This is a genomic window from Streptacidiphilus anmyonensis, from assembly GCF_000787855.1.
Lineage (GTDB): Bacteria > Actinomycetota > Actinomycetes > Streptomycetales > Streptomycetaceae > Streptacidiphilus > Streptacidiphilus anmyonensis.
The window spans coordinates 79,720-101,719 of sequence record NZ_BBPQ01000010.1; the positions used below are offsets into that span (position 1 = coordinate 79,720).

At 70.3% G+C, this 22,000-nt stretch carries 22 protein-coding genes and 3 pseudogenes; 4 read left to right on the forward strand and 21 right to left on the reverse strand.

Going from position 1 to position 22,000, the window contains the following annotated elements:
• The 20 genes and pseudogenes from TR50_RS48685 to TR50_RS13060 form a co-directional block, all read right to left on the reverse strand.
• Positions 1–236, reverse strand: a pseudogene (locus tag TR50_RS48685) (hypothetical protein); the annotation flags it as partial.
• Positions 233–709, reverse strand: a complete 477-nt coding sequence (locus TR50_RS12970) for a hypothetical protein (protein ID WP_042419753.1) — start codon at positions 707–709, stop codon at positions 233–235. The gene TR50_RS12970 and the pseudogene TR50_RS48685, both read right to left, overlap by 4 nt.
• Entirely contained in the window at positions 706–1,497 is a 792-nt protein-coding gene (locus tag TR50_RS12975; protein WP_042419756.1) for a hypothetical protein, read from the reverse strand. Before TR50_RS12975 ends, TR50_RS12970 begins: the two co-directional genes overlap by 4 nt.
• On the reverse strand, positions 1,494–2,105 hold the full coding sequence (locus TR50_RS12980) for a DUF4913 domain-containing protein (RefSeq protein ID WP_042419758.1): 612 nt from the start codon (positions 2,103–2,105) through the stop codon (positions 1,494–1,496). Before TR50_RS12980 ends, TR50_RS12975 begins: the two co-directional genes overlap by 4 nt.
• 93 nt (positions 2,106–2,198) lie before the next feature.
• Positions 2,199–3,092, reverse strand: a pseudogene (locus TR50_RS44120) (DNA cytosine methyltransferase); the annotation flags it as partial.
• 121 nt (positions 3,093–3,213) lie between these two features.
• Positions 3,214–3,423: pseudogene (locus TR50_RS48690) on the reverse strand (hypothetical protein); the annotation flags it as partial.
• A gap of 45 nt (positions 3,424–3,468) precedes the next feature.
• Positions 3,469–4,641 carry a DnaB-like helicase N-terminal domain-containing protein gene (locus tag TR50_RS12995; protein ID WP_042419760.1) on the reverse strand — a complete coding sequence of 391 codons (1,173 nt, stop codon included), beginning with the start codon at positions 4,639–4,641 and terminating at the stop codon, positions 3,469–3,471.
• Positions 4,638–4,868, reverse strand: a complete 231-nt coding sequence (locus tag TR50_RS13000; protein WP_042419763.1) for a hypothetical protein — start codon at positions 4,866–4,868, stop codon at positions 4,638–4,640. Before TR50_RS13000 ends, TR50_RS12995 begins: the two co-directional genes overlap by 4 nt.
• Entirely contained in the window at positions 4,865–6,652 is a 1,788-nt protein-coding gene (locus tag TR50_RS13005; protein ID WP_042419766.1) for a type IV secretory system conjugative DNA transfer family protein, read from the reverse strand. Before TR50_RS13005 ends, TR50_RS13000 begins: the two co-directional genes overlap by 4 nt.
• 248 nt (positions 6,653–6,900) lie before the next feature.
• Positions 6,901–7,080 carry a hypothetical protein gene (locus TR50_RS13010; protein WP_042419770.1) on the reverse strand — a complete coding sequence of 60 codons (180 nt, stop codon included), beginning with the start codon at positions 7,078–7,080 and terminating at the stop codon, positions 6,901–6,903.
• 46 nt (positions 7,081–7,126) lie between these two features.
• Entirely contained in the window at positions 7,127–7,864 is a 738-nt protein-coding gene (locus tag TR50_RS13015) for a hypothetical protein (RefSeq protein ID WP_042419773.1), read from the reverse strand.
• A gap of 181 nt (positions 7,865–8,045) precedes the next feature.
• The gene (locus TR50_RS13020; RefSeq protein ID WP_042419776.1) at positions 8,046–8,822 is read right to left on the reverse strand and encodes a hypothetical protein; all 777 of its coding nucleotides are present in this window, start codon (positions 8,820–8,822) and stop codon (positions 8,046–8,048) included.
• A 188-nt stretch (positions 8,823–9,010) separates the two neighbouring features.
• Complete coding sequence (locus tag TR50_RS13025) at positions 9,011–9,985, reverse strand: hypothetical protein (protein ID WP_052440953.1); 975 nt, start codon at positions 9,983–9,985, stop codon at positions 9,011–9,013.
• Positions 9,986–10,155: 170 nt separating this feature from the next.
• Positions 10,156–11,661, reverse strand: coding sequence for a putative type IV secretion/conjugal transfer ATPase (locus tag TR50_RS13030; RefSeq protein ID WP_042419779.1), 1,506 nt, complete (start codon positions 11,659–11,661; stop codon positions 10,156–10,158).
• 27 nt (positions 11,662–11,688) lie between these two features.
• Positions 11,689–12,141, reverse strand: coding sequence for a DUF6238 family protein (locus tag TR50_RS13035; protein ID WP_042419781.1), 453 nt, complete (start codon positions 12,139–12,141; stop codon positions 11,689–11,691).
• Positions 12,142–12,175: 34 nt separating this feature from the next.
• Positions 12,176–13,648, reverse strand: coding sequence for an SCO6880 family protein (locus tag TR50_RS13040; protein ID WP_042419783.1), 1,473 nt, complete (start codon positions 13,646–13,648; stop codon positions 12,176–12,178).
• Between the two features lie 138 nt (positions 13,649–13,786).
• Positions 13,787–15,235 (reverse strand): SCO6881 family protein, encoded by a 1,449-nt coding sequence (locus TR50_RS13045; RefSeq protein ID WP_042419786.1) that lies wholly within the window; start codon positions 15,233–15,235, stop codon positions 13,787–13,789.
• Between the two features lie 27 nt (positions 15,236–15,262).
• On the reverse strand, positions 15,263–15,970 hold the full coding sequence (locus TR50_RS13050) for a hypothetical protein (RefSeq protein WP_042419792.1): 708 nt from the start codon (positions 15,968–15,970) through the stop codon (positions 15,263–15,265).
• Positions 15,971–15,972: 2 nt separating this feature from the next.
• The gene (locus TR50_RS13055) at positions 15,973–16,281 is read right to left on the reverse strand and encodes a DUF6112 family protein (RefSeq protein WP_042419794.1); all 309 of its coding nucleotides are present in this window, start codon (positions 16,279–16,281) and stop codon (positions 15,973–15,975) included.
• Between the two features lie 81 nt (positions 16,282–16,362).
• Positions 16,363–17,517, reverse strand: coding sequence for a C40 family peptidase (locus TR50_RS13060; protein ID WP_042419797.1), 1,155 nt, complete (start codon positions 17,515–17,517; stop codon positions 16,363–16,365).
• Between the two features lie 575 nt (positions 17,518–18,092).
• Between TR50_RS13060 and TR50_RS13065 the strand changes: the two genes are divergently transcribed.
• Positions 18,093–18,839, forward strand: coding sequence for a DNA-methyltransferase (locus TR50_RS13065; RefSeq protein WP_042419799.1), 747 nt, complete (start codon positions 18,093–18,095; stop codon positions 18,837–18,839).
• A gap of 97 nt (positions 18,840–18,936) precedes the next feature.
• On the opposite strand, the gene TR50_RS13070 is transcribed toward TR50_RS13065, so the two are convergent.
• The gene (locus TR50_RS13070) at positions 18,937–19,875 is read right to left on the reverse strand and encodes a DUF5655 domain-containing protein (protein ID WP_042419802.1); all 939 of its coding nucleotides are present in this window, start codon (positions 19,873–19,875) and stop codon (positions 18,937–18,939) included.
• 611 nt (positions 19,876–20,486) lie between these two features.
• Here TR50_RS13070 and TR50_RS13075 point away from each other — a divergent pair.
• The 3 genes from TR50_RS13075 (at position 20,487) to TR50_RS13085 (ending at position 22,000) form a co-directional block, all read left to right on the forward strand.
• On the forward strand, positions 20,487–20,687 hold the full coding sequence (locus TR50_RS13075; protein ID WP_042419806.1) for a helix-turn-helix domain-containing protein: 201 nt from the start codon (positions 20,487–20,489) through the stop codon (positions 20,685–20,687).
• An 87-nt stretch (positions 20,688–20,774) separates the two neighbouring features.
• Positions 20,775–21,404 carry a DUF1819 family protein gene (locus tag TR50_RS13080; RefSeq protein WP_042419809.1) on the forward strand — a complete coding sequence of 210 codons (630 nt, stop codon included), beginning with the start codon at positions 20,775–20,777 and terminating at the stop codon, positions 21,402–21,404.
• On the forward strand, positions 21,401–22,000 hold the full coding sequence (locus TR50_RS13085; protein WP_042419812.1) for a DUF1788 domain-containing protein: 600 nt from the start codon (positions 21,401–21,403) through the stop codon (positions 21,998–22,000). Before TR50_RS13080 ends, TR50_RS13085 begins: the two co-directional genes overlap by 4 nt.

The window sequence follows — 22,000 nt, forward strand, 5'->3', positions numbered from 1 at the left end:
AACGGGCCCGCCGGTGTGGCGGGTAGGGGCTCGTCGCTGACGAAGCCTTCGAGCCGATCGTTCAGCTCGCAGACGACCCGTGGTCCGGCGGCCAGTGCTCCCAGCACGGGGTGCAGGTAGGAGCCGCTGGGGGACGTCAGGTATTCGGCGGTGGTGATCCCCGAGACGCGCTGGGCGGCGTCCGAGAGGAGGCCCGCGAGTTCGGCACGGGGCAGGGGAGAGCGGTTGGCGGTCATCGCTGGGGGACCTTTCGAGGGGCGGAGACGACGGGAGGGGTAGCAGCTGGCGAATCGGTCGAGGCTGGCGTCGCTTGGTGGGCTGCGCGAGGAGAGCGGGACCGCGCGGCGTGCACGCGCGCCTCGGCGGCTGTGTCGGTCTCGGGGGCCACGCTCGGACCGGTACGGTGCTGGGCCGTGCGGTAGACGGCGTAGTCCTTCCGGCTGCCGGCGGCCACGAGGTAGATCTCGCGCTTGTGGCTCGACGTCGGCGGGGCTTGGCGGAACTGGATGACCAGCCGATAGGAGACCGACGGGTCGACGTAGACCTTGTGGAAGCCGGCGAGACGGCCTGTCAGCGGCAGGCAGTCGTCGCTGCCGTGCACCAGGTTCTGCAGCTCCAGCAGGGCCAAGTCGCGCATTTCGTCCGGAAGTGCGCGCAGATCGGCGATGGCGTCCGGATGGGCGGCGAAGGCGAATCGTGCGCGGCTCACATCGACCTCCGGGGGCTCGGTCGCTGGACCGCGCTCGTCGTCGGCGTGCCGTGATCGCCAGGGCTCGTCTTGGGGATCGTTGAGGTGTCGGCGGAGCGGGCGAGTGCGGCGCGGGTCCGGAGAGCGCCTGCCTCGCCGCGGTATTCCGGCGGCAGCGGCAGCGGCAGCGGCAGGGGCAGCGGGAGCGGGACGTCACGAGCGTCCAGCCACTGCCGGGCGGAAGCCTCGTCGAAGAAGGCGCCCTCGCGCATCGTGTACGTGTGGGTCTGATGGTCCCCTTCTTCGAGGAAGACACGGATGGGCTCCTCGACGGCCCGGGAGTCGCGGGTCAAGGTCCATGTCTCGCACGGGTCGTAGTCCGAGCTGTGGCTGTCGAGGACCTCATACCGAGTGCCCGAGGTGCGCAGCTGCTGCTCGACCCGCGTGGTGAGGGCGTCAGCGGGCTTCATGAAGTCGTCGCCGACGCGGGTGATCTGCTCGGGTGGGCACCCGCGCTCGATCAGCCAGTTCTGTGCCAGGGACACGGTGCAGTGACGGGTCGACTCGAAGGTGAACGTGTTCTGGTGGAGGTCCCGGGTGACCTTGATCGCGCGGATCTGCGGCTCGCCGGGCACGCCCCAGGTGGCCGAGCCGTCGTGCGCGACGACGAAGCTGTGCGAACCGTCGGGGGTGGTGTGGTGCTCGGCCAGGACGGTCAGGTCGCCGGCCCAGAACTGCTGTTCCGCGTGCGCGGAGGCCGCGTCAGCGGGCTCGAAGTTGTCGAGACGGAAGTCGAGTTCGGTGTTCATGCCGTCGGCTCCGGCTGCTTGGGAGCGGGGGCGGCAAGCACGCGGTGGTTGGGTCGGCTCGCGCTGGTTGTGCACGCGGCGAAGGGGCCGTCGGCAGCGCGGAGATGGACCAGTGCTTGGTCGAGGTGGTCGCGATGCCATGTCGAAGGACCTGTCAGTCCGGCCTCGGCATCGGTGAGCTGCTGCCAGGCGAGCCAGAGGGCGTGCAGGCGGGCCACCGCCTCGAGGTGCTCGTGCCACTGCACGCACCACGGGCGAGTGGTGCTGATCTCCCGGCCGTACACCGGCAGGAAGAGGTTGTTCACCCAGAAGTCGAGCTCGGCCAGTTCGACGGCGTACGCCTCGCCGTCCAAGGCGGGGATGAACACGGAGGTCGGGCGGTCCTCCGGTTCGGAGTCGGCTGCCTCTGCGGTCTCCGGGCCTTCGGTCGACGGGGGTTCAGCGGGTACCGGCACCGGGGCGGGTTCGGAGCGGAGTCGGTCGAGGAGGACGCCGTGCTGTTTGACCTCGGCCATGGTCTTGGCGAGGGCGCTGGCGAGGTCGTCGAGGTCGTCGTCGGGGATGCGGAACGGCTCGGGCGCGGGGGTGGTCTCGCTGGGGTCGGACATCGGGGCGTGCTCCATCTGTGGGAGGGCGACATGGGGGAGAGGATCCGGAGAATCCGGGATTTGGGCCGGCCGGGAACCAGCGGTAGTGCGCCGCTACGGCGCCGTGCAGCGAGGGCAGCGAGGAAACGGCGGAGCCAGCAACTGCACAGCCCGAGTGGCCTGTTGAGGTACGACGCCGTTGCCGAGCGCGGTGAGCTGAGCCGGTCGTCCGAGTCCTGGAGTGGCGGTCACCCAGCCGGGCTCCAGCCCTTGCATCCACTCCACAAAGTCGGCGCGGAGCCGTCCCGCCGCGTCGGTGGGCGGCGGAGCCGGACGGGTGAGCGTCTCCCACCGGGTGATGGCGGCGGCGTAGGGTCCCCATCGTCGGTCCGCTCCCCGGCTTTCGGAGCCTCGGTCCAGAGCGGCAGGACCACCGCCGACAAGGGAGGTCGCCAGCCCTTGCCCGGGCGACGGCCCGGGGTGCCCGTGTCGCTGGCCCGGGGAGTGGGCAGCAGCGACGCTGCTGCACTCGGCAGGGTCATGTCCCCGTTGCCGTGCCGCTGGTTGGGCGAGCCCTTGATCCCGTCCGAGGCTTTCGGAGTCGGCAGCAGGAGCCATTCCACCTCGTCGGCCAGGTTCGGGCCGTGGCCCCCGCTCTTCCGCTTCGAGGGGTGCTGGGAGCCGCCGTTCTTGCCGATGTTGCTGGTCGGCGTCTTGAGCAGAGTGCTCGGCGGGCCAGGCCGTGAGGAAGGTGCGCTCTCGACGGTGCGGGGCTCCGATATCGGAGGCGCGAAGCACGAGCCACCGAGAGTCGTACCCGAGGTCGGCCAGGGAGCCGAGTACGGCACCGAGTGCCCGCAGAGGAGGCTGACCTGTGGTGTCTCCCAGACACCACGGGCAGAATTCCACGTCGCCAGGGGAACCGGCGGGTGAGGTGAGGAGGCCGCGCACATTCTCTAGCACCACCAAGCACGGGCGGAGGGCCTGGACTGCGCGCGCGACGTGTAGCCAGAGCCCGGAACGGGTCTGCGGGTTGAGTCCGGCCCGGCGGCCGGCGACGGAGACGTCTTTGACAGGGGAAGCCCGCCGTCAGGACGCACACCTGGGGGACGAGGGACCAGTCGACGGTCGTGATGTCGCCGAGGTTGGGCACGCCGGGCCAGTGGCGGGCCAGGATGCGGGAGGCGTCCGGGTTGACCTCGGCTTGCCAGGCCAGCGTGCCGCCGAGGGCGGACTGCACTCCCAGGTCGAGTCCGCCGAAGCCGGAACAGAGCGAGCCGATCACGGGTGGGAGCGCGTTGGCGGGATGCAGGGCCAAGGTGTCGGGCAGGATGGTCATGGCGTATTCCAGGGGAGGACGAGCGGGGAGCTGGGGCGGGTGGGTTCAGCTGTGGCCGCGCACGGGTGACCGCACGGTCGCCGGAGCAACGGCGGAGCCCAGCCGTTCCGAGGCGACCCGCGGTGCGCGCGGTGTGCTGCGTGCCAGGGCCGCGCGCGTCCGCGTGGTTGCTTGCCTGTCCGGCGCGGGGACAGGGGCAGTCGGGGGCGCAGCGGGCATAGCGTTTGCGGCCTGCCAGCGGGCACGCACGTCGTCGAGTGGTCCGAGGGCGTGGAGGGCGTGGTTGATGAGCCGCCCGGGGGCCAGCGTGTCGTTCTCCGCCAGGGTCCGGACGGCACGGGCGGAGGTAGCCGCGGTGCGCGTGACGGAGGAGCGCATCACCTGCTCGCCGAGCCATTCGGCGCTGCCGGGCCCGCCCCCGTCGCAGATGGCGGTGACCTGGTCGGCGGACAAGGTGCCGTCGGCCAGCAGCCCGCGCCGCTGGGCTTCCCAGAGCACGGTGAGCCGGTCGATGGGCTCGCCCCGGTGGTGCAGCGCACCGAGGCAGCGGTAGAGCTGCCCGTGTGCCGGGTCGGCGAAGTCGCCCGGCCGCAGCCAGCCGACCACCTCGTCCATGGCCCCCGGCCGGTCGACCAGGACCGCCAGAAGGAACCTTTCGTCCTCGCTGGACTGGTCTGACCGAACCGGAGGCACAGCCACCGGGGTGATGGCCTCCGGAGCGGCAGGGGCGACCGGGAGCGGCTCGCTGCCCCAACGCTGCGCCAGGTCGGCGAGTACGCCGGTCAGCACGTCGGCCTGGTGCAGGGCCCCCTCGACTTTGCCCTGCAGGGCGTCGGCCCGAGCAGCCTGGTGCAGGCGAATCGCGTGCTTGGTGACGCTGCGGTGGATCGCGCCCTCCAACACCATGCGGCCGTACACCGGAGCGTGTGCGGGGCGAGGGCAGGACGCGACCAGGGTGTGGGCGTACGACGCGGTCAGTCCGCGCACGTGGAGGCCGGCCTTGTCGACCGCGTCGGTCACCCAGGACAGCGGCACCGACTTCTGGGCCGTCAGCGCCGGGTGACCGTCTGACTGGAGCTGGCGCAGCGCGGCGAACAGGGCCTGGTGGACCGGCCGGTAGAAGTGATCCGGCGCGAGCCAGTCAAGGTGCGAGAGCTGGCCCGGGTCGAGCAGCACGGCGCCGAGCACCGCCTGCTCCGCGCCCAGCAGCGGGTTCACCGCCAACCCCCGTCCTCGGACACCGGAGATCCGCCCTGCCGGGAGCGGAGTTCGGCAACCGCCCGATCGGCAGCAGCCGCCGCCGTCGCGAAGCGGTCCAGCGCGCCGGTGAACCCGGGATCGGTGGCGAGGATCGCGCCGGCCCTGCTGGCCAGCCACCACTGCCCGTCGCGCAGGACAGCCGGCGAGCGCAGGAGACGCGCGGAGCGAGGCGTGGGGGCGCTCATGCCGACAGCCCGAAGTCGTCACGGCCGAGGGTCTTGGCGATGGCGCGCTCGGTGATGGCCTTGGTCGCACGCGCCGAGGCGGGGCCGATCACCTTGGCGGAGGGCTCCTTGTACCAGGGCCGCAGGTCGAGCATCGCCACCCGGATGCCGGTGGCCAGGAGCAACGCCTTGCCCTTGGGGAGGGCGCGGATCGCGTCCGGCGGCAGGATCCGCTCGGTGCGCATCGACACGGAGGTGGACTTGCCGTCGTCGCTGGTGGACACCGAGGTGGTCTGGACGTCGTGGTCGCCCACCTGACGGCTGAGGCGGTCGGCGAAATCGGCGTCGTCGATGCCGCTGCCGATGATCTTGACGGTGGCGGCGGACCAGAGGGCGTCCATGCCTGCCTCGCCCCAGCAGCGCTGTCCCTGCCGGTAGCTCTGCAGGATCGTCACCGGGATCACGCCGCGCGAGCCCAGGTGGCTGTACAGGTCCGGCAGATCCGAGATCTTGCACACGTTGGCGGCCTCGTCGAGGACGCACAGGGCGGGCGGGTCGAGGCGTCCGCCGGAGCGCTCGGCGACGACCACGGCCGCGCGCATCACGGCGTCGGCCGCAGCGGCGATGATCGCCGAGGCGGAGCCGCCACCGTCCTTGCTGAGCAGGAACAACGTGTCGTGGGAGGTGGCGAAGGCGAACGGGCGGAACTCGGGCAGGTGCTTGCTGGGGGTGACCCACGCGGCGATGTCCGGGTCGAGCAGGCAGCTGGCGTACTGCCGCGCGGTCTCGTAGATCCCGTCACGGGTTTCGGTCGAGCCGGAGACAGTGCCCTGGAGCTGGGTGGCGACCGTCTCGTGGCCGGCGTCGGTGAGCAGGTCCACCGGGGTGCGGTCGGCGGGCGAGGCGAGCCAGGCCAGGACGTCGGTGATCGGGCGGCGGTGGCTCGCGGCGGCGAGGAACAGCGCGGCGAGGGTGTTGCTCGCGGCGGTGGACCAGAAGTCCGAGCCGTTCGACTCGTCCACCGAGGCGGCGACGAAGTGCCCGGCCAGGCGCTTCGCGCCGGTCAGGTCGCGGGCGTCGGCCAGGATGTCCCACCACATCTCCCGTGGGTGGTGGGCGATCTGTTGCGGGTCCAGGGTCCAGATCGTGCCGACCTCGCCCCGGGCGTCGACCGTCGCGGTGAAGGCGTCGTTGGCCGCCTTGTTCGAGGTGAGCAGCACCGGGCCGGGCGCGGCCAGGATCGCGGGGATCGCCAGCCCGGACGTCTTGCCGCTTCGCGGGGCCATGATCGCGACGATCACGTCCTCCCAGGAGGCGCGGACCTCGGCCTGGCCCGGGGAGAGGGAGCCGATGAGGATGCCCCGGTCGGCTGGGGCGATCTTGCCGGGCTTGAGATCAGCGAGGCTCGGCCGCAGGCTCCGGGCCTTCGAGGTGATCTGCTTGTCCAGCAGCGGGGCGAGGTCGGCCTTGCAGGCGAGGCCGTTCCGGGCGTCGCTGCGCAGCCGCATCCACAGGACCAGCCCGGCGATCGTGAGACCGACGGAGAGCAGTCCGGGGACGATCCGCACGCCGACGAGGAGGGCGGTCGGGCTCAGGTGCGGCCACAGCGCTTCGGGGTGGAGCAGAGCGTCGGTGGCTGTGAAGGGCGTCCACGAGCCCGTGTCGAACAGGGAGTTGCTGACGTTCCCGGTCAGCCAAGCCAGGGAGCCGAAGGCGAGGGCGATGCCGAGGACGCCGAAGAGGAGGTAGAGGAGCGCGTCGGACCCGGTGGTGGTCGAGGGCGCGCTGGTACGCGGTGCGGGCATGGTTGGTCCAGGGGGTGAGCGCGGGCGAATGGCGGGGCAGGGCGCGCGGCGCTCTTCTGCTGGTCATCGATGAAGCTCCTGTTCGGGCGAGGGCGGCTGGGCCTGTCAGGCACGCGGTGCGGTGGACGGCGCGGGGCCGACGAGGACCTCGGCAGCGGAGAAGGAGACGGCGTAATGGGCGGGCGAGTTCAGGACAGACCCGGCGGACGCGGCTAACCCGGGCAGGGGTCCAGCCCGTGGGTGGCCAGTCACGGCCACCACCCTGGCAGCGCGCGGAACTGCCGGGCTCGGCCCTGCTGCCGCTCCGCCTCGTCGCGGGCCAGCAGCTGGCCGGTGAGCGGCGAAGACTCCAGCCAGACCCGGCGGCGGCCCAACCGCAGCCAGTGGCCCTGGCGTTGGAACCGGACGGGCGAGGGGAAGTGAGGCAAGGTCAAACTCCGTGGAGGAAGAGGGAAGGACGCAACGTCGGACCGGTCACCGCGTCCGAGGGCGGGGGAACTGCGTCGGACGCGCGGATGCGCCGGCAACTGCCGTCCCGGTGCCGAGCGCCGATGACGCCTTCGCCTTGGCTGCCGCGGGTGATGCGACCAACGCCGGGCTGCGCGGGGCAGAAGGAACAGAGGACTGGACCCGCATCTCGGAAGGGGACTGCGCAGCGCCGGCGATGCGGCGCCACTCGGCCTGGGAGTCGGCAAGTTCCGACTGAGCTGCGCTGACGAACTCCGCGGCGAAGCCGAACCGATCGGCGAGGCGGTACGCCTCGACGTCCAGGTCGGTGATCTGCTCGCCCACTGCCTCCAAGGCTTCTCGAAGACGCTCCAGAGCGCCGTGCTCGGGATGGAGGAGGTGATCGACGACCTGCCGCAGCTCGGTCCCGTTCTCGGCGGACCGGATCCGGTCGGCGAGCCGTAGGAGTTCCGCCCCGACGGTGTAGGGCCCGAGAGGGTTGACGGCGGTGGCCGCCCGAATCGTGCTCAGAGCGGGGTCGAGATCAACGCTGTAGCGAGCGGCGCGGAGCATCTCGGTTGCATGGACGGCGATGGCGCTCTGCTCGGCCCGGCCCATGCTGGTCGGCAGGCGGTGCCGGGGGCCGTGCCAGTCGTTGGTAAAGGTGAACCCAGCGTGGTTGAGCAGGGTTACCGAGAGGCTGTCTCCTCCGCGGGCGACGACGCTTCCGCTCGGCTCGGCGGTGATGGTGACGGTGATGGGCATGGCGGTCTCCTGAACGTGTGCCGTCGTGTGAGAGAGAAGGTTCCGCTGAATCCGCGATTTGGCCCGGCCGGAAGTCGCTGGTAGACGCGGCGTGCACCGCGACTTGAAGAGGCACCGGTCGTAGGCGCAGGCCGCGCCGACGGTGTGCGTGGAATGGCCGCAGCACGCTCAGGTAGCTGGGTCAGCGCTTGCGGGAGAAGGCGACGGGCGGGTCCGCTGGCCGGGCTGTCGGAGTGGAGGTGGTGGGAGCTGCGACCGGGGCCCTGCCGGGCAGGCTGGCACGGGCCGGGCTGGAGGCGAGCGCGGCGGCGATGCGGGGGAACCGGCGGGTGGTCAAGTCCGCGCTCTTGTCGTGGTTCGCGGTGCTTGCGGCTGCAGGGCGGCGGGCGGTGACGTCCTGCGCGAGGCGTGGCTGGACCGCGACCTGGAGGTCGGACTGGTGCATCGAGACCGTGGCGGCGGCCACCTTGCCGAGCGCCTCGCTGCGGCCGGTGGTGATGGGCAGCGTGTAGATGTCCAGCGCGTGGTTGAAGAGCCAGCCGTGAGATTCGAGGATCGCCCCGCCGCGCTCAACGGCGTTGATCGTGTCTGCGGTGGCGGCGACGATGCCGAGTTGTGGATGCTCGGCGAACGCGACATCCGGTTCGTTCTGTGCGAGCCGATCGCAAGCAGGAACCGGTTCGAAAGGCGCCGGTGCGGGGTTGAAGGCGAGGTCCACGGCGACCTGGTAGCCGGCCCCGCGCAGCAGGGCGACGGCTCGGGTGGCGCGGCCTGGCCCGTCCTGCTGCTGGTTGGCCAGCGCGTGCAACGTGGGGTGTTCGTGGATGGGGTGGAAGTCGAGGCCCTTCAATATCCACGCACCGGCTGCCAGTTGCTGGGGGTTGGCGGCGACGATGCCGTAGTCGGGGTGGCGGCCGACTGCGATGTCGGGCAGAGAGCCGTGATCGGGGCTGGGCATGGCGGATCCGTCCGGTGCGGGCTCGGAGGCGGGGGCGGTCGGGGGCGCGGATGGTTCTGCAGGCAGTGGGCATGGCGAACTCCGAGGTGGGAAGCCGGTCAGCGACCGGGGATGGACGAGGCGGGAAAGGTGCTACGAGGCTGTGGCTGTTCGCCGGTTTGGTCCGGCCGAAGGCCCGTGATACCCGGTCAGCGCGAGCGACGTGCAGCACGGGACGGCGAAGCAGATGACGGCGTCGTACCCGGCGCAGGAGCAGCCGGCGCCTTGGCGGATCGCAACAGCGCCGCCTGGGTCCGCTGACTCCTGGGGGAGCCCTGTGTCTTCACGCGCTCGGAGAGCTTCGCGGCTGCCGACGCGAGAGCACGGCCATTGCGGGTGAGTTCGTGGGCGTATGCCCAGCCGTCCTCGTTGCGGGCCGCCGCTATCTCTGCTGCGTCCGCCACGGTGAGGCCCGGCATGATGCCCTCCATGAGGGCGGTGACCTGCTCCCATTCCTCGCGAATGGCGGCAGTGCGCGCCAAAGTGGTGTCGATCCCGGCCATGCGGCGGAGATCCTCGCTAAACGGTCCGGCCACGCGATCGTCGTCGACGAGGAGGCTGCGGACGTCGGCGAGGACGTCCGGGCCCAGGGCGAGGAACGTCTCGACGTGCTCCCAGGCGCGCGCGTCTCGGGTGATCTTCCCCGCGGAGTAGGCCGCGTCATCGAGAGGCCAGCCCTGCTCGTCGCAGAGGGACTCCGAGACCGCGTCCCAGGCCGCCAGTGCCTCTTCGATTCCGTTGGCCGCGGCAGTGAGAGCGCGCACGCGGACCTGCCAGAGCGCCTGGTGGTAGCGCGGCAGGAAACGCTGCCGGATCTCGGCGGCTGCTCGCGCGGGCTCGGGGTTGACGGCGATGGCCCACGGCACGGCCCGGTCGCCGTGGGTGTCCAGGATGTCGCGGGGGATCGTGGCCGGCCGCAGTGCGCCGACGAGGAGCTGTTCGCGGTTCCCGGGCTGGCGGACGGCGAGAAGGCGCAGACCGTTCGGGCCGGACAGGATTTCTGCTTCGTTGAGTGCGTAGATCGAGAGAGCGCCGTGCAGGCTGCCGAGGTCCCAGACCTGGTCGGTTAGTTCTCCCTGCCCTCGGGTGAGATCAACGGTCTCCGCCGTCCAACCGGACGGCAACCGCTTGGCGATGGAGACTGTGGTCTCGTGGAGGTCGGGCTGGGTGGGGGTGACCCTGTTCGGGGGCGCGGCTTTGCGAGCCGGTGCTGATTCAGCGCTTGCGGCCACCCCACGGGCCGCGCTCGGGTTAGGGTGGTTCATGGGTCAATTCCCTTGCATATTAGGCTGCTTCAGGCAGCCATGCGGCTGTCGGTGTCGAACAGTCGGCGTTCGGCCGGGTGCAGGATGTGCTGGGTGATGAAGCTCCGACCTGCGACTTTCCACAGTCCGCGCCCCTTGGTGAGGGCGGACACGGCCTGGGTCTCGACGCCGGTCAGGCCGAGCAGGGACGCGGCGGCGGCGAGTTGGTCGGGCTCCTGGCGGTAGATGATGCGGGTGGAGCAGTCGGCAAGGAGGCCCTCGGCCAGCACTCGGCCGCGCGAGCCCGCATCGCCCGCGCTGAGCAGGTCGCTGAGCCGGTGGATGACCATGAGGTTGGCGATGCCGAGGCCGCGCGAGAGTTTCCACTGGCTCTGCATGCGTTCGAGGAGGCCGACGTGCCGCATCACGCGCCATGCCTCGTCGTAGATCACCCAGCGCCGGCCTCCGTCCGGGTCGGCGAGCGCGGATTCCATCCACGCGGAGGCGCAGGTCATCGCCAGTACCAGGGCGGTGTCGTCGCCGGATCCGCCGAGGCGGGAGAGGTCGATGGACAGCATTGGCGTGGTCGGGTCGAACGTCACAGTGCTCGGGGCGTCGAACATGCCGCTCAAGTCGCCGTGCACCAGTCGGCGCAACGCGTGCGCGAGGTCCTGGGCGGCGGGCCCCATGTGCCCGGCCTGGTCGCCCAGAGCGCGGTCGAGGCGCTCGGGCGAGCCGAGGGTGAGTGCGATCTCCCCGAGCAGCGGCACCATCCCACTGGCTTCGGCCTCGGCGACCACCAAATCGAGGGCGAGGTCCAGGGCCGTGTGCTCCATAGGCAGGAGATCGCGCTTGAGCACCGTGCGCGCCAGGCCCGCCAGGAGTAGGAGACGGCGCTTGCGGACCTCGGCCGACCAGTCGTCCTCGCTGACTGAGGCGGGCCGGGCCGGAGCGTCCAGGGGATTCAGCCTGCCCGGGAGCCCCGGTCCGAGCGCGATGCTGTAGCCGCCGAGGGCCTGCGCGACGGCGGTCCATTCCCCCTTGGGATCACACGGCACGTATACCCGGTATCCGTGGGCGATGGCCCTGGTGGCGATGGACTTCGCGAGCGCCGACTTGCCCATGCCGATGATCCCGGCCAGGACGGCGTTCGGATTGGTGAAGCCCTCGATCCGTCCGCTGGAGTACAGCGCGAACGGGTCGTAGCAGAACGCCGCTTCGGCGTGCACGTCTCGGCCGATGAAGATGCCCTCCGCGCCCAGACCACCTTCGGCAAGGAACGGATAGGCGCCGCTGACGGTGGCGGTGGTCATCCGGTGGGCGGGCAGGCTGAGTTTGCCGCCGCGCGCCGAGGAGGAGCCGGGGCGTCCGGTGGGCGGGTACGTCGGCCGCAGTTCCGGGTCATGGGCGTCCTCGTCCCGGCGCTTGGGCGGGGCCTCAGCGAGGCGGGCCTGGCGGCGAGCCTCTGCGAAGTCGGCGCGGGCGGCACGCTGCTGGGCACGTGACGCCTTGCGGGGGACGAAAAGGTGGGAGGCGCTGGCGCGGGTACGGGGCATGAACGTTTCTCCAGGCGGAAGGCAGAGTCAGTGGCGGACGAGGCCGGTGAACGGTGCGTGCAGGTCGGTCGGGGTGGTGCGCCGACGGACCAGGTGGGCGGTGCGCTGGTGGCGCTGGCAGATGGTCAGCTCGGGGGCCCCTTCGGGCAGGCCGGCCTGGCACGCTTCGCGGTCGGGGACCTCGCCGGAGTCCGGGCGGGGTGCCGCGTGGTAGGCGGCGTGGACGTGGTCGGCGGCCTGCCAGATCCGGGTGCGGGCGGCGTGGAGCTGGTCGCCTTCGGTCGGGACGAGCTGTCCGGTGCGGGCGGTGTGGGCGTCGAGCAGGCCGTGCAGCGAGACGAGGTGGCAGTGCAGGGCGTCCAGCTCGGTGCGCGTGGTGACGAGGGGTCCGCCGGGGACGTTCAGCGCGCGGTGGAAGTCGAGCGCAGCGGTGGCGAAGGGCACGAAGTCCTGCGCGGTGGGACTGGGCATGCGGGACATGGGGGTGCTCTTTCGGAAGGGAAGAGGGCCGGCATTAGGCAGGAAGGGCGAGCGGCAGTGCGGAGGCGGTGAACGCCTCAGCCTGCTGCCAGGTGAGCGGCCGGAGATCGAGTTGGGCGCCGACGGCTGCGGTCTCCACGACAGCGCAGGCGGCTCGGAGTTCTTCCTCGGAGTCGGCCGAGACCGTCAGCAGGCCGGTCAGGGCGACGTCCGCGTGGCCCGCGATGAGTTCGCGCTCACGGGACTTGATGTCCTGGTACTCGATCGAGTCGGCCTCGGAGTCGACCTGGCCGCGCCGGTTGCGCTCGGCGGCGTCGGCGATCACGGACGCTTTCTTGCGCTGGACGTCGCGCAGGGCGGCGTCCAGTCCCTTCGGCTCGTAGGACAGGGACAGCGTGCGCCGGACCCCGGCGGTGAACAGGAGCTGGTGCAGGAAGCCCGCCGAGGTCTCGGTGCGGGGCCAGTTCTCGACCCAGTACGTGGAGTGGACGGCCGAGTCGGTGGTGATGTGGTCCGACTTCTCGACGACCACGACCGGACCGGCGGCGGCCGGTTCCGCTTCGGGGCGTCCCCCGGAGGACCAACGGTCGAGCGCCGCGAGGGCCTTGGGGTCGTAGGCGGTGCGCACGACGGCCGCGATCTCGTGGGCAGTGAGCCAGCCGGTGGGATTGAGCCCGGCGGTCCGTGCGGCCTGGCCGAAGGTCGAGGTCAGCTGGGCCAGTACGCCGAAGGCCCCGGTCAGACCGCCACCGGCCTGGTTGATCAGCCGCCTGGCGGCTTTGATGTCCAGGGAGACCGCGACGTACGCCTCGTGCGGAGCCGCCGCAGGTCCAGCACTGGCTATCAGCTCACTGTAGATCGCGCCCGCTACCGGTGTGTCTGCTCGGCCGTTCTCCTCCCAGTACCGGCGCAGCGCGTCGCCTGAGTCCGGGACAGTGCGCTCGATCACCTGGATCCGGGCGACCTGGCCGGTGCGGGCGAGCGCGGCGAGCGCCCGTCCCCAGCCGTTGACGTTGGCGTGCTGGGTGCCGGGGTCGAGCAGTGCGTAGGCGCGGGAGGAGACCTTGACGACGGCGGTCAGCGTGCTGGTGTGCGGGTTGTGGACCGCGCCGTATCGGCGGTCGGGCGCGGTGACCACGCGCAGGCTGGCTGCGGTGCCGGGCAGGTGCAGGAGCCCTTCGCGGACCGGGCGGCGCGACGGCCGGGCGAGCCAGATCAGCTGACCGCGCATGCGGCGCAGGATGTACCGGATGACGATCGGAGCCCAGTCAGCCAGGGCCCGGCCCCGGTAGCGGACGAAGACGAGCAGGGCGACGGCCGTCCACATGGGGACGAGTTCGAGTGCGCCGACCACGCCGCGCGTAAGGATCACGGCGAGCAGGAGCAGGCCGGTCAGGCTGACGACGATCAACTGCGGCGCGGTCAGGCCGAGCAGGATGCCGCGCCGCGAGCGGTGCGGGAACTTCACGCTGGCCGTGGGGGTTTCGACCGGGGGCTTGTCGGACATGGCGGTTCCAGACGGTGGGAGCGGGCAAGGGGCGGGGCGCGCGGCGCTCTTCTGGAGTTCATGACGGGGCTCCGTTTCCTGTCAGTGGGGCGGGGGCGGGCTGGGGCTGTGCAGCCCCAGCCCGCTGTGGCGGATCGGTCAGGATCCCGAAGGGGACTGATTGGGGAACACCCAGCGCGTCGGAATCGCGGAGCCGGTGGCCGACGGATCGGCGGAGGGCGGCGAAGGTGCGGCAGGACTGCTCGCGCCTCCGAGCGCGGGGCCAACAGGCGGGGCGCTTCCCACGCGGGTCATGCTGCCCCCCGGTGCCGGTGCCGGTGCCGGTGCCGGTGCGCTGGCGAGCAGGCCCGAGCCGCTGTCTCCGCCCGAGGAGCCCGCTTCGGCCCCTGCCGTTTCACCCACGCTGGGACGGGTGATCAGCGGCGGGATGCCGGGCCGCCGGACCAGGGCTCGGCCCTTGTCGCCGGAGGCGTTCGGGTCCTCGCCGTACCGGAAGCTGGTCCGCGGCGTGGGCGGTCCAGCGTCGATACCCTCCTTGCTCAGGTTGCCGCCGGACGGGCTGATGCCGGACGCGACACCGTCCGCGCCCGCGCCGGGGACCCGGCTCGGGCCCTGCGGAGCGGGGGTTCCGGTGCTGGCCTGCATCGCCAGACTGCCCACGGTCTTGGCAGCCCCGGCTGCGACCGCCAGGCCGGCGACGCCAGTGCGGTGCAGGTCGTCGTGTCCGCCGCCGTCGCTCGCCCAGTGGACGAACTTGTAGGTCGCGTACGGGCACAGGAGCACCAAGACCATCACGACGATGCCCGCGAGCGCGTCGGACAGGGCGGACATGCCGTCGTGGGCGTTGGACTTGCCCATCGCGGAGACGCCGATCAGGAAGACCACGCTCATCAGGAGCTTGGAGACGACCAGCGTGGCGGTGGCCTCGATCCAGCCCCGGCGCCAGCGCTTGGCCACCTCCCAGCCTCCGCCGGATCCGGCGAAGACGGCGAGGGCGACCATGATCAGGACGCCGACCTTCCGGGCGACCATGACGCCCCAGTACATGAAGGCACCGATCGCGCAGCCGAGGGCGACCAAGGCTGGAACAGCCCAGCCCAGCCCGTACATCGCCCCCAACTCGCTGACCTTGACGACGCGGCGGACCGCGTCGCCGACCGAGCTGTTGGCCGCTTGGAACATCCCCGCGCTCAACGCGTCGACCACGGTGACGGCGACAGAGGTGAAGGCAACCGCGCAGAAGGAGAACAGGACGCCGGTCATGGTGCCTACGGCGGCCTGGGCGAGGGCCCGCTCGTCTCGGCGCCAGGCCGCGAACATCAACTGGATGCAGAAGGTGCCGACGGTGAGAGCAAGCCCGATGGGCAGCAGTAGCTCGTAGTTGTCCCGGAACCATCCGGCGTTGAGGTCGATGGCGGTCGTGGCGTTGACGGCCTTGGCGGCGAGATCGGCCGCACTGGCGGCAAGCTCGCCGGCGGACTTCGCGATCCACGCCCCGATGCCGTCGGTGACGGTGCCGCCGGGGTTGGTGGCGAAGTCGACGGTGCTGCAGACGGTGTCCATCAGGGGCCAGTCGCAGACTCCCATGGCGGCACCTCCGTTTCTGGGTGGGGGTCAGGGCGCGACGGCGGGCAGGACACCGGCCAGGGCGCAGGGCTGCTCGGGCCGGCACTGGATGGCGAGGGTGGTGGTTCGGCCCTCGGCTCCTCCAGCGGGTGAGCCGATCCAGGCGATGGACTGGGTGCCGGAGACCGTGACGGCATAGATGTGCGCCGTGGTGAGCGCCCCGGGATTCGCCTGCAGGGCCTGGGTGAATGAATCGGGGAAGTGGCCCTCGTTGACGGAGGCCGTGGCGAACTGGCCGTTGGCGGCCATCTCCTTCCACAGCACGGCGGAGGGCAGGAGCGCGTCGACCGATGCGGCGTCGGCGTACTTGGACTCCTTGGTCAGCCATCCGTGCAGCGCGGCCCGGTACTCCGGCTGGGAGGAGGCACGCGCGTCGTAGGACCACAGCGCTGCCGCTGCCGCCTTCCCGAAGGCGATCGGGTCGTGCGTGGTCGGCGGGACCGGAAGGGCGCCGCGATGTCCGACCGGGGGTGGCGAGTCGCTCGGCGAGACGGAAGGAGTGGAGGGGGAGGCCGAACTCGCGGTCGGCACATGAGCCTTGGAGTCAGCCTTGCCGTCGCGCGTGAGATAGGCGAGCAGGCCGGCGACGGCGACGAGCACCACCAGGACGGCGGTGCCGAGCAGCGCCCGGCGGCGCACGCGAGATGCGCCGCCGGAGTGGCCGCTGCGGGAGGCAGAGGCGGAACGATTCTGCATGATCAGTGGACCTGCGTTCCCAGCGTGCTGAAGAACGCGACCACGCCGTTCGCGGCACCGAGCAGCAGGGCGGCTCCGGCGGAGACCAGGACGCCCTTCTTCCCGTTGGCCTCGGCCTGGTGGCCGCCGGAGTGGTGGCCCCAGGCCCAGACGCCGGCGCTGACCGCGAGCGCTCCGACCACGGCGATGATCCCGAACAAGTTGATGGAGCCCATCACGGTCTTGAGGACCGCCAGGCCCGGAAGGCCACCCTCGTTCGGCTTGATGCCCGGGTCATAAGCGAGCTGAATGGCCTTGTCGGCGAGATGCATAACGAACTCCAGTTCGATTTAGTCCAGGCCAAAGCCTGCAGGGGCGAAGCGGCGGTGCGGGGAGAGGAAGAGAAGCGCCGGTCAGAGGACTCGGCGGACCGCGACAATCTGGGATTTCCAGGACGCCAGGGACTCGATGGAGACCACTGCCCCGGTGTGCGGTGCGTTGATGATCAGGCCGGAGCCCATGTACAGCCCGACATGACCGGGATTGGCCGCCGTGCCGTCGGACCCGGCAGTGAAGACCAGGTCGCCAGGCTGCAGGGCGTCCACCGAGACTGGCTGGCCCTCGTTGACCTGCGTGTAGGTCGTACGGGTCAGGGTGACCCCGGCCGCCTTGTACGCCTGCTGCATCAGCGAGGAGCAGTCGCAGCGGCCCATCGGGTCCGCCCCGTGGGAGTTGGTGCAGCTGCCGCCCCACTGGTACGGGGTGCCGAGCTGGCCCATCGCCCAGCGGATCGCGGTCTGTGCCTGCGGCGACGCGTCGGTGGGGATGGTGTATCCGGCCGGCACCGCGCCCGGTGGGATGGTGCCGAAGCCCGACCCGTCACCGCCACTCGAACAGCCGCCCGTGGTACTGGGGGGTGCGGTGCCGGTGCTGCCGGACCCCGAGGGGGAAGGGCTCGGCGAGGCTCCACCGGCCTGCCCCAAGAGGGGGGCGATGGCCTTCTGCAAGGCTGTCGCCAGGGGTTCCCACTTGGCGTAGGCGCCCGGGAAGCCGGACTGCTGCACTGCTTGGGCGGCCTGGGTGACGGTCATCGACTGCCACCCGGAGACCTTCTCCAGCGCGGTGTAGAACGAGGTGCTGGCGTGCACCGGGTCCAGGATCTCGCTGGCCGTCCCCCAACCCTGGGAGGGCCGCTGCTGGAACAGGCCCAGCGAGTCGCGGTCCCCGTAGGTGAGGTTCCGCAGGCCGCTCTCCTGCAAGGCGGTTGCCAGAGCCACGATCTGTCCCCGGGGAGGGATGTTCATCGCGACGCCGGTGGCCTGGATGGTCTTGGCGTTGGGCACCTGCTCGGCCGGGGCTTCCAGACCAGGCACGGAGACCGTCCCTTTGCCACCGCCGTCCAGGATCGCCTTCACCTGAGCGGCAACGGCTGCGGTATCCACAGCCTGTGTACCGTCGGTTGAACAGGAGGCCGAAGCGCTGGAGGCTCCGACAGCGAGGATCGGAACGGCCAGCAGCAGCGGTCCGCAGGCGAAGAGGCCGACGGCAGCTCCCGCGGTCTTCTTCATGTCCGTCGCCGCTCGTCAAGGCGGACAAGCCAGCGGTGTGGGGTCGGGTCAGGGCGTGGGCGGATCAGGACGTGCTGCATCGCAGCGGCTCCTCGTGGTTTCGTAGGGAGGCGCGGTGCCGACTTCTCGTGCAAAGCCGTCGGCACCGCGCCGATGTGCATCCGCCGCTCAGGGCGGGCCCGGGTCAGTGGAGTTGGTAGCTCCGGGACGCCGGTCTCGGGTCAAGCGCGGCAGCCAGCCGCGCTCGTAATCTCAGGCGGTACACGGGGTCTCCTCACGGCTTCGAGAACGAGGGTCAACGTGCTTCCCCGGCCGTCCATTTCGACGCGGCAACATGGATAAGCACAGGTCAACCGGAGTGGAGCGGGGCTTCGTCCCGGTGACATGGCGAGACAGTAGACCGGGACTCCGGCCGCACCAAACGGCTGCCGGTCCCGAACCCGGAGCGCGGCAGAGTCCGTTAGGCGCGGCCGGAGATCGCGGCTAACGTCCGGCGCAACCCCACTCCGAACGACCGCTGTTGAGCGTCGTCCAGAGCGGGCCCAGTCCCGCCGAGCCCTGAAGAGGCCCCGCACATGAGCTACACGCTGCACCGAGGCGACGCCCTCACCGTGCTGAAGACCCTCCCGAACGAGAGCGTCAACGCTGTCATCACCGACCCGCCGTACAACTCCGGCGGACGCACCAGCTCGGACCGCACCGGCCGAACCGCCCGCGCCAAATACGTCACCAGCGGATCTGCGCACGACCTGCAGAACTTCCCCGGAGAGAACCGCGATCAGCGCTCGTACCGAAGCTGGCTCACCGAACTGCTCACCGAGGCGTATCGGGCGTCGACCGAGCACTCGGTCGCCCTGGTCTTCACGGACTGGCGCCAGGAGCCGACCACCTCCGACGCCCTGCAGATGGCGGGCTGGACCTGGTCCGGCACGATCCCGTGGATCAAGCCCGCCAGCCGGCCTCGCAAGGGCGGTTTCAAGCAGTCGGCCGAGTTCATCACCTGGGGCGTCAAGGGCAGTCTGGCCAAGGACCGGGACCTGTACCTGCCCGGCCACTTCATCGCTTCCCAGCCCCGCAAGGACCGGGTCCACATCACGCAGAAGCCGGTAGAGATCATGCAGCAGCTCGTGAGGATCTGCCCCGAGGGCGGCACCGTGCTCGACCCTTTCACCGGATCCGGCTCCACGGGCGTCGCCGCCCTGCGCGAGGGCCGACAGTTCGTCGGGGTGGAGCTCTCGTCGCACTACGCCGCCGTCGCCGAGCGAAGGCTCCAGGCAGAGTTGAGCCAGGACGACTTCGTCCTGGCTGGACCAGAGGCGTGATCATGAGAGCGAGAAGGCCAGGGCCGACGGGCCACCAGACGCGAAAGGGCGGCTGGAGCATCGAGAAACCGATGCACCGGCCGCCCTTCCTCTTGTGTCAGGCCGCCTCGAACGCCCGCCGGATCAGCGGTCCGGCCTTCTCCAGGTCGGCTGCCGAAGAGATGCGGACCTCCACGTCGCCCGTACCCAGGTGGCCGATGCCGCGCATGTCGCGGGAGAAGCCCTCCTCCAGCTCGACCGTGTCCGGGTCCAGCCGGAGGTAGACCAGGATTGCCTCCTGCTTCGGGCGGAAGATCACCGAGGCGAGGTTCACCATCCGGCGGTAGGCGATGTAGTGCCGGAGAGGAGCCACCTCGACCTCGCCCCACGCGGTGAGGGCCTCGTCCAGTTCGGCGTATAGGTCCTGGAGGCACGCGGGTGCCGCCCCCTGGATCGCCTTGATCGTTGGCTTCCCGCTGCCCCCGCCGGCACCGGTCGCGTCCTCTCTCTCCCGCTGCTGCCGCCGAACCGGAGCGCTACGGGTAGAGCCCGGAGTGGACTCGATCAGCAGCAGGCTCAGGAGGTCACCGTCGAAGATGCGGTAGCGCACCAGATCGATCCGTTCGTGCAGACGGTGCACCGCCACCCGGTCGTGGTGCGAGAAGCTCGCGGCGATGCAGACCATCCGCGGGTTCCGCCAGTCGATCGAATCGGCCGTCTCGGCACCCAGCTTCTCCTTGACCAGCGCCTCGAACTCGTGACGTGCCGAGTCCAGCCACGACAGGTAGGAGACCGCCTGCGACACGACGCCGCTGTCGGAGCCCTTCTTGTACTCGATCAGCGCAGGCGCGCCATTCTCGTCCAGGCCGAGCGTGTCGATCCGGCCCCGGTGCCACGGTCCTGTCGGGTACTCCGAAGCCAGGAAGCGGATGCCGAGCATTGACTCCATCCCCGCCTCGATCCGACGCTGAAGCTCCACCTCCAGGGCCACCGTCGAACCGCGCAGCTCGACGTCCCGGCCTTCGGCATCCAGCCGGAACAGCTTCAGGTCGGTCACCCGTATCCCTCCCGTAATCGATACATGGAAAAGCAATCGAAAAGGTCAGAGCGGTATTCCCGGATGACACGCGCAACGGGCCCCCGATGGCGAGCTCGGGGGTTGTGGGCGGAGAGCGGTGGCACGATGGCTGAGCTGCGGGGCCACTCCCGAGTTGTACCCGGTTGGGAGCGCAAGAGTGGTGGGCCAGGATATTCACCCGCCAAGGTCGGCGGGCAGCGGACGCTCCAGCCCGTGGCATCGGACGGGCGCGGGCCCTTCGGCGGGCACCACAGGGCGCGTGGTCACGGAACACCGTGTGGCCCGCCAGCAGCGGCAGAGGGGCCCGGGTCGCAACGGGTCCTCGTGATTAGCATCGACCTTGCGCAGACGCGCCATCGTCGGCCCGCGCCCTTCCGCCGCATCCTTCAGATGGATGCTGGGTCGGCGTCGTCGCCAACCGGGAGTTAAGCCGCCATACCCCACCCTGCCGGTACTAGACCCGGGAAAGCAGCGAGCAGCGTGGCATAGTCCGGCTACACCCGGTTAAAACGGGTCTGGACGGCCGCAGGCACCGGTAGGGTGGACGTGCCCAATGTGCTCATCGCTGACTGCCGACTGGAGGTATCGCCGTGGCTGAACCGTGGCTGTCCGCCGACGACATCGCCGCCCACCTCGGCATCACTAAAGAGACTGTCTATGGGTGGATCGCCGAGAAGGGCATGCCAGCCCACAAGCTCGGCCGCCTCTGGAAGTTCCAGGCCAGTGAAATCGATGAGTGGGTGCGCAGCGGGGGTGCCGCGTCTTCGAGCGACCACGCAGGACCGGGCTGAACTGAACGGCTTACTCACTGGAACGGCCGGTGTCGGTAGGTGCCAGATCCCGAAACGGCTTGCCTGGCTCCCGAGAGGAGGTGCCCCGTGGCGGAAGGGACCGCCCCTGCGTCGCGCTATGCGCTCTCGTTCACCAGCGGCGCCCTCCTCATGCGCGAGGCTGTCATCGCCGCGCCGATATACCTACGCGAGCACGACTGGTCGAAAGTGCGTGCGCTGATCGAGCAGGACAACCTGCTGCAGGCTCGCACGGTGGCGTCGGGGCGACGCTTCGCCCGCGAGGTCACCCAGCGACTCGCCGTGCTCACCGACGACGAGATCGAACTGCTCATCGACACGACGGCCACCGAGCGCGGACACCTGCTGTGGGTGGCTGCCTGCCGTCGCTATGACCTGATCGGCGAGTTCGCTGAGGAGGTGGTGCGCGAGCGGTTCCTCTTGTTGACACCGACGCTCACGTACGAGGACTACGACAGCTTCGTGCGCGGCAAGGCTCTGTGGCACACCGAGCTGGCTGAGGTGAAGGACTCCACGCTGCGCAGGCTGCGCTCGAACGTGTTTCGGATGCTTAACGAGGCCGGCCTGCTCGCCGACCGCGGACACCTGCTCCAAGCCGTGCTGTCGCGGAGGGTCGCTAGTGCCCTGTGCACGCGGAGCCCGAGTGATCTGCGGTTCTTCCCCACCTTTGATGACGTTACAGGGAGGGCCGAGCGGTGACGCCGACCGAGCTGTCCAAGCAGGAAGAGCATCTGTTTCAGGTGCTCAGCAGCAAACGGTTCCTCCAGATGGAGGGTCTGAGTAACGAGGTGGCGTTCTTTATCTACCCCTACGACCCCGAGGATGCCCTCACGGTCGCGGGGGCCAAGAAGCGCGTCAAGAACCGACTCGCCAACAAGGGAATCGAGGTCAGCGAGATCAATCTCTACGACCTGTCGGTGGAGATGCTCAAAGAGCGCGGGGTCTGGGATCGTCTGCTCGCTCTCGAGCCGGAGCAGGACAAGGCCGACTTCCGCGAGCTGCTACAGGGGATGCTCGACCCGCAGCTCCATATCGCACCTGCGGTCCGCGCCAAGCTCGCCGAAGGTGACTTCGACATCTTCTTCCTCACCGGCATCGGTGAGGTCTTCCCGTACATCCGCTCGCACAACGTGCTCAATAACTTGCAGAGCGTCGTGACAGGCAAACCGATGCTCATGTTCTTCCCCGGACGCTACGAGCAGTCCGACACGTTGGGGTCCTCGCTCGTGCTGTTCGGGCGACTTAAAGACGACCAGTACTACCGAGCCAAGAACATCTTGGAACAGGAGGCTTGA

Coding starts and splice junctions, on each gene's coding strand:
- TR50_RS12975 (WP_042419756.1), bottom strand. CDS start 1,497: ATGAACACCGAACTCGACTTCCGTCTCGACAACTTCGAGCCCGCTGAC.
- TR50_RS12980 (WP_042419758.1), bottom strand. CDS start 2,105: ATGTCCGACCCCAGCGAGACCACCCCCGCGCCCGAGCCGTTCCGCATC.
- TR50_RS13000 (WP_042419763.1), bottom strand. CDS start 4,868: ATGAGCGCCCCCACGCCTCGCTCCGCGCGTCTCCTGCGCTCGCCGGCT.
- TR50_RS13005 (WP_042419766.1), bottom strand. CDS start 6,652: ATGCCCGCACCGCGTACCAGCGCGCCCTCGACCACCACCGGGTCCGAC.
- TR50_RS13015 (WP_042419773.1), bottom strand. CDS start 7,864: ATGCCCATCACCGTCACCATCACCGCCGAGCCGAGCGGAAGCGTCGTC.
- TR50_RS13020 (WP_042419776.1), bottom strand. CDS start 8,822: ATGCCCAGCCCCGATCACGGCTCTCTGCCCGACATCGCAGTCGGCCGC.
- TR50_RS13030 (WP_042419779.1), bottom strand. CDS start 11,661: ATGCCCCGTACCCGCGCCAGCGCCTCCCACCTTTTCGTCCCCCGCAAG.
- TR50_RS13035 (WP_042419781.1), bottom strand. CDS start 12,141: ATGTCCCGCATGCCCAGTCCCACCGCGCAGGACTTCGTGCCCTTCGCC.
- TR50_RS13040 (WP_042419783.1), bottom strand. CDS start 13,648: ATGTCCGACAAGCCCCCGGTCGAAACCCCCACGGCCAGCGTGAAGTTC.
- TR50_RS13045 (WP_042419786.1), bottom strand. CDS start 15,235: ATGGGAGTCTGCGACTGGCCCCTGATGGACACCGTCTGCAGCACCGTC.
- TR50_RS13050 (WP_042419792.1), bottom strand. CDS start 15,970: ATGCAGAATCGTTCCGCCTCTGCCTCCCGCAGCGGCCACTCCGGCGGC.
- TR50_RS13055 (WP_042419794.1), bottom strand. CDS start 16,281: ATGCATCTCGCCGACAAGGCCATTCAGCTCGCTTATGACCCGGGCATC.
- TR50_RS13060 (WP_042419797.1), bottom strand. CDS start 17,517: ATGAAGAAGACCGCGGGAGCTGCCGTCGGCCTCTTCGCCTGCGGACCG.
- TR50_RS13065 (WP_042419799.1), top strand. CDS start 18,093: ATGAGCTACACGCTGCACCGAGGCGACGCCCTCACCGTGCTGAAGACC.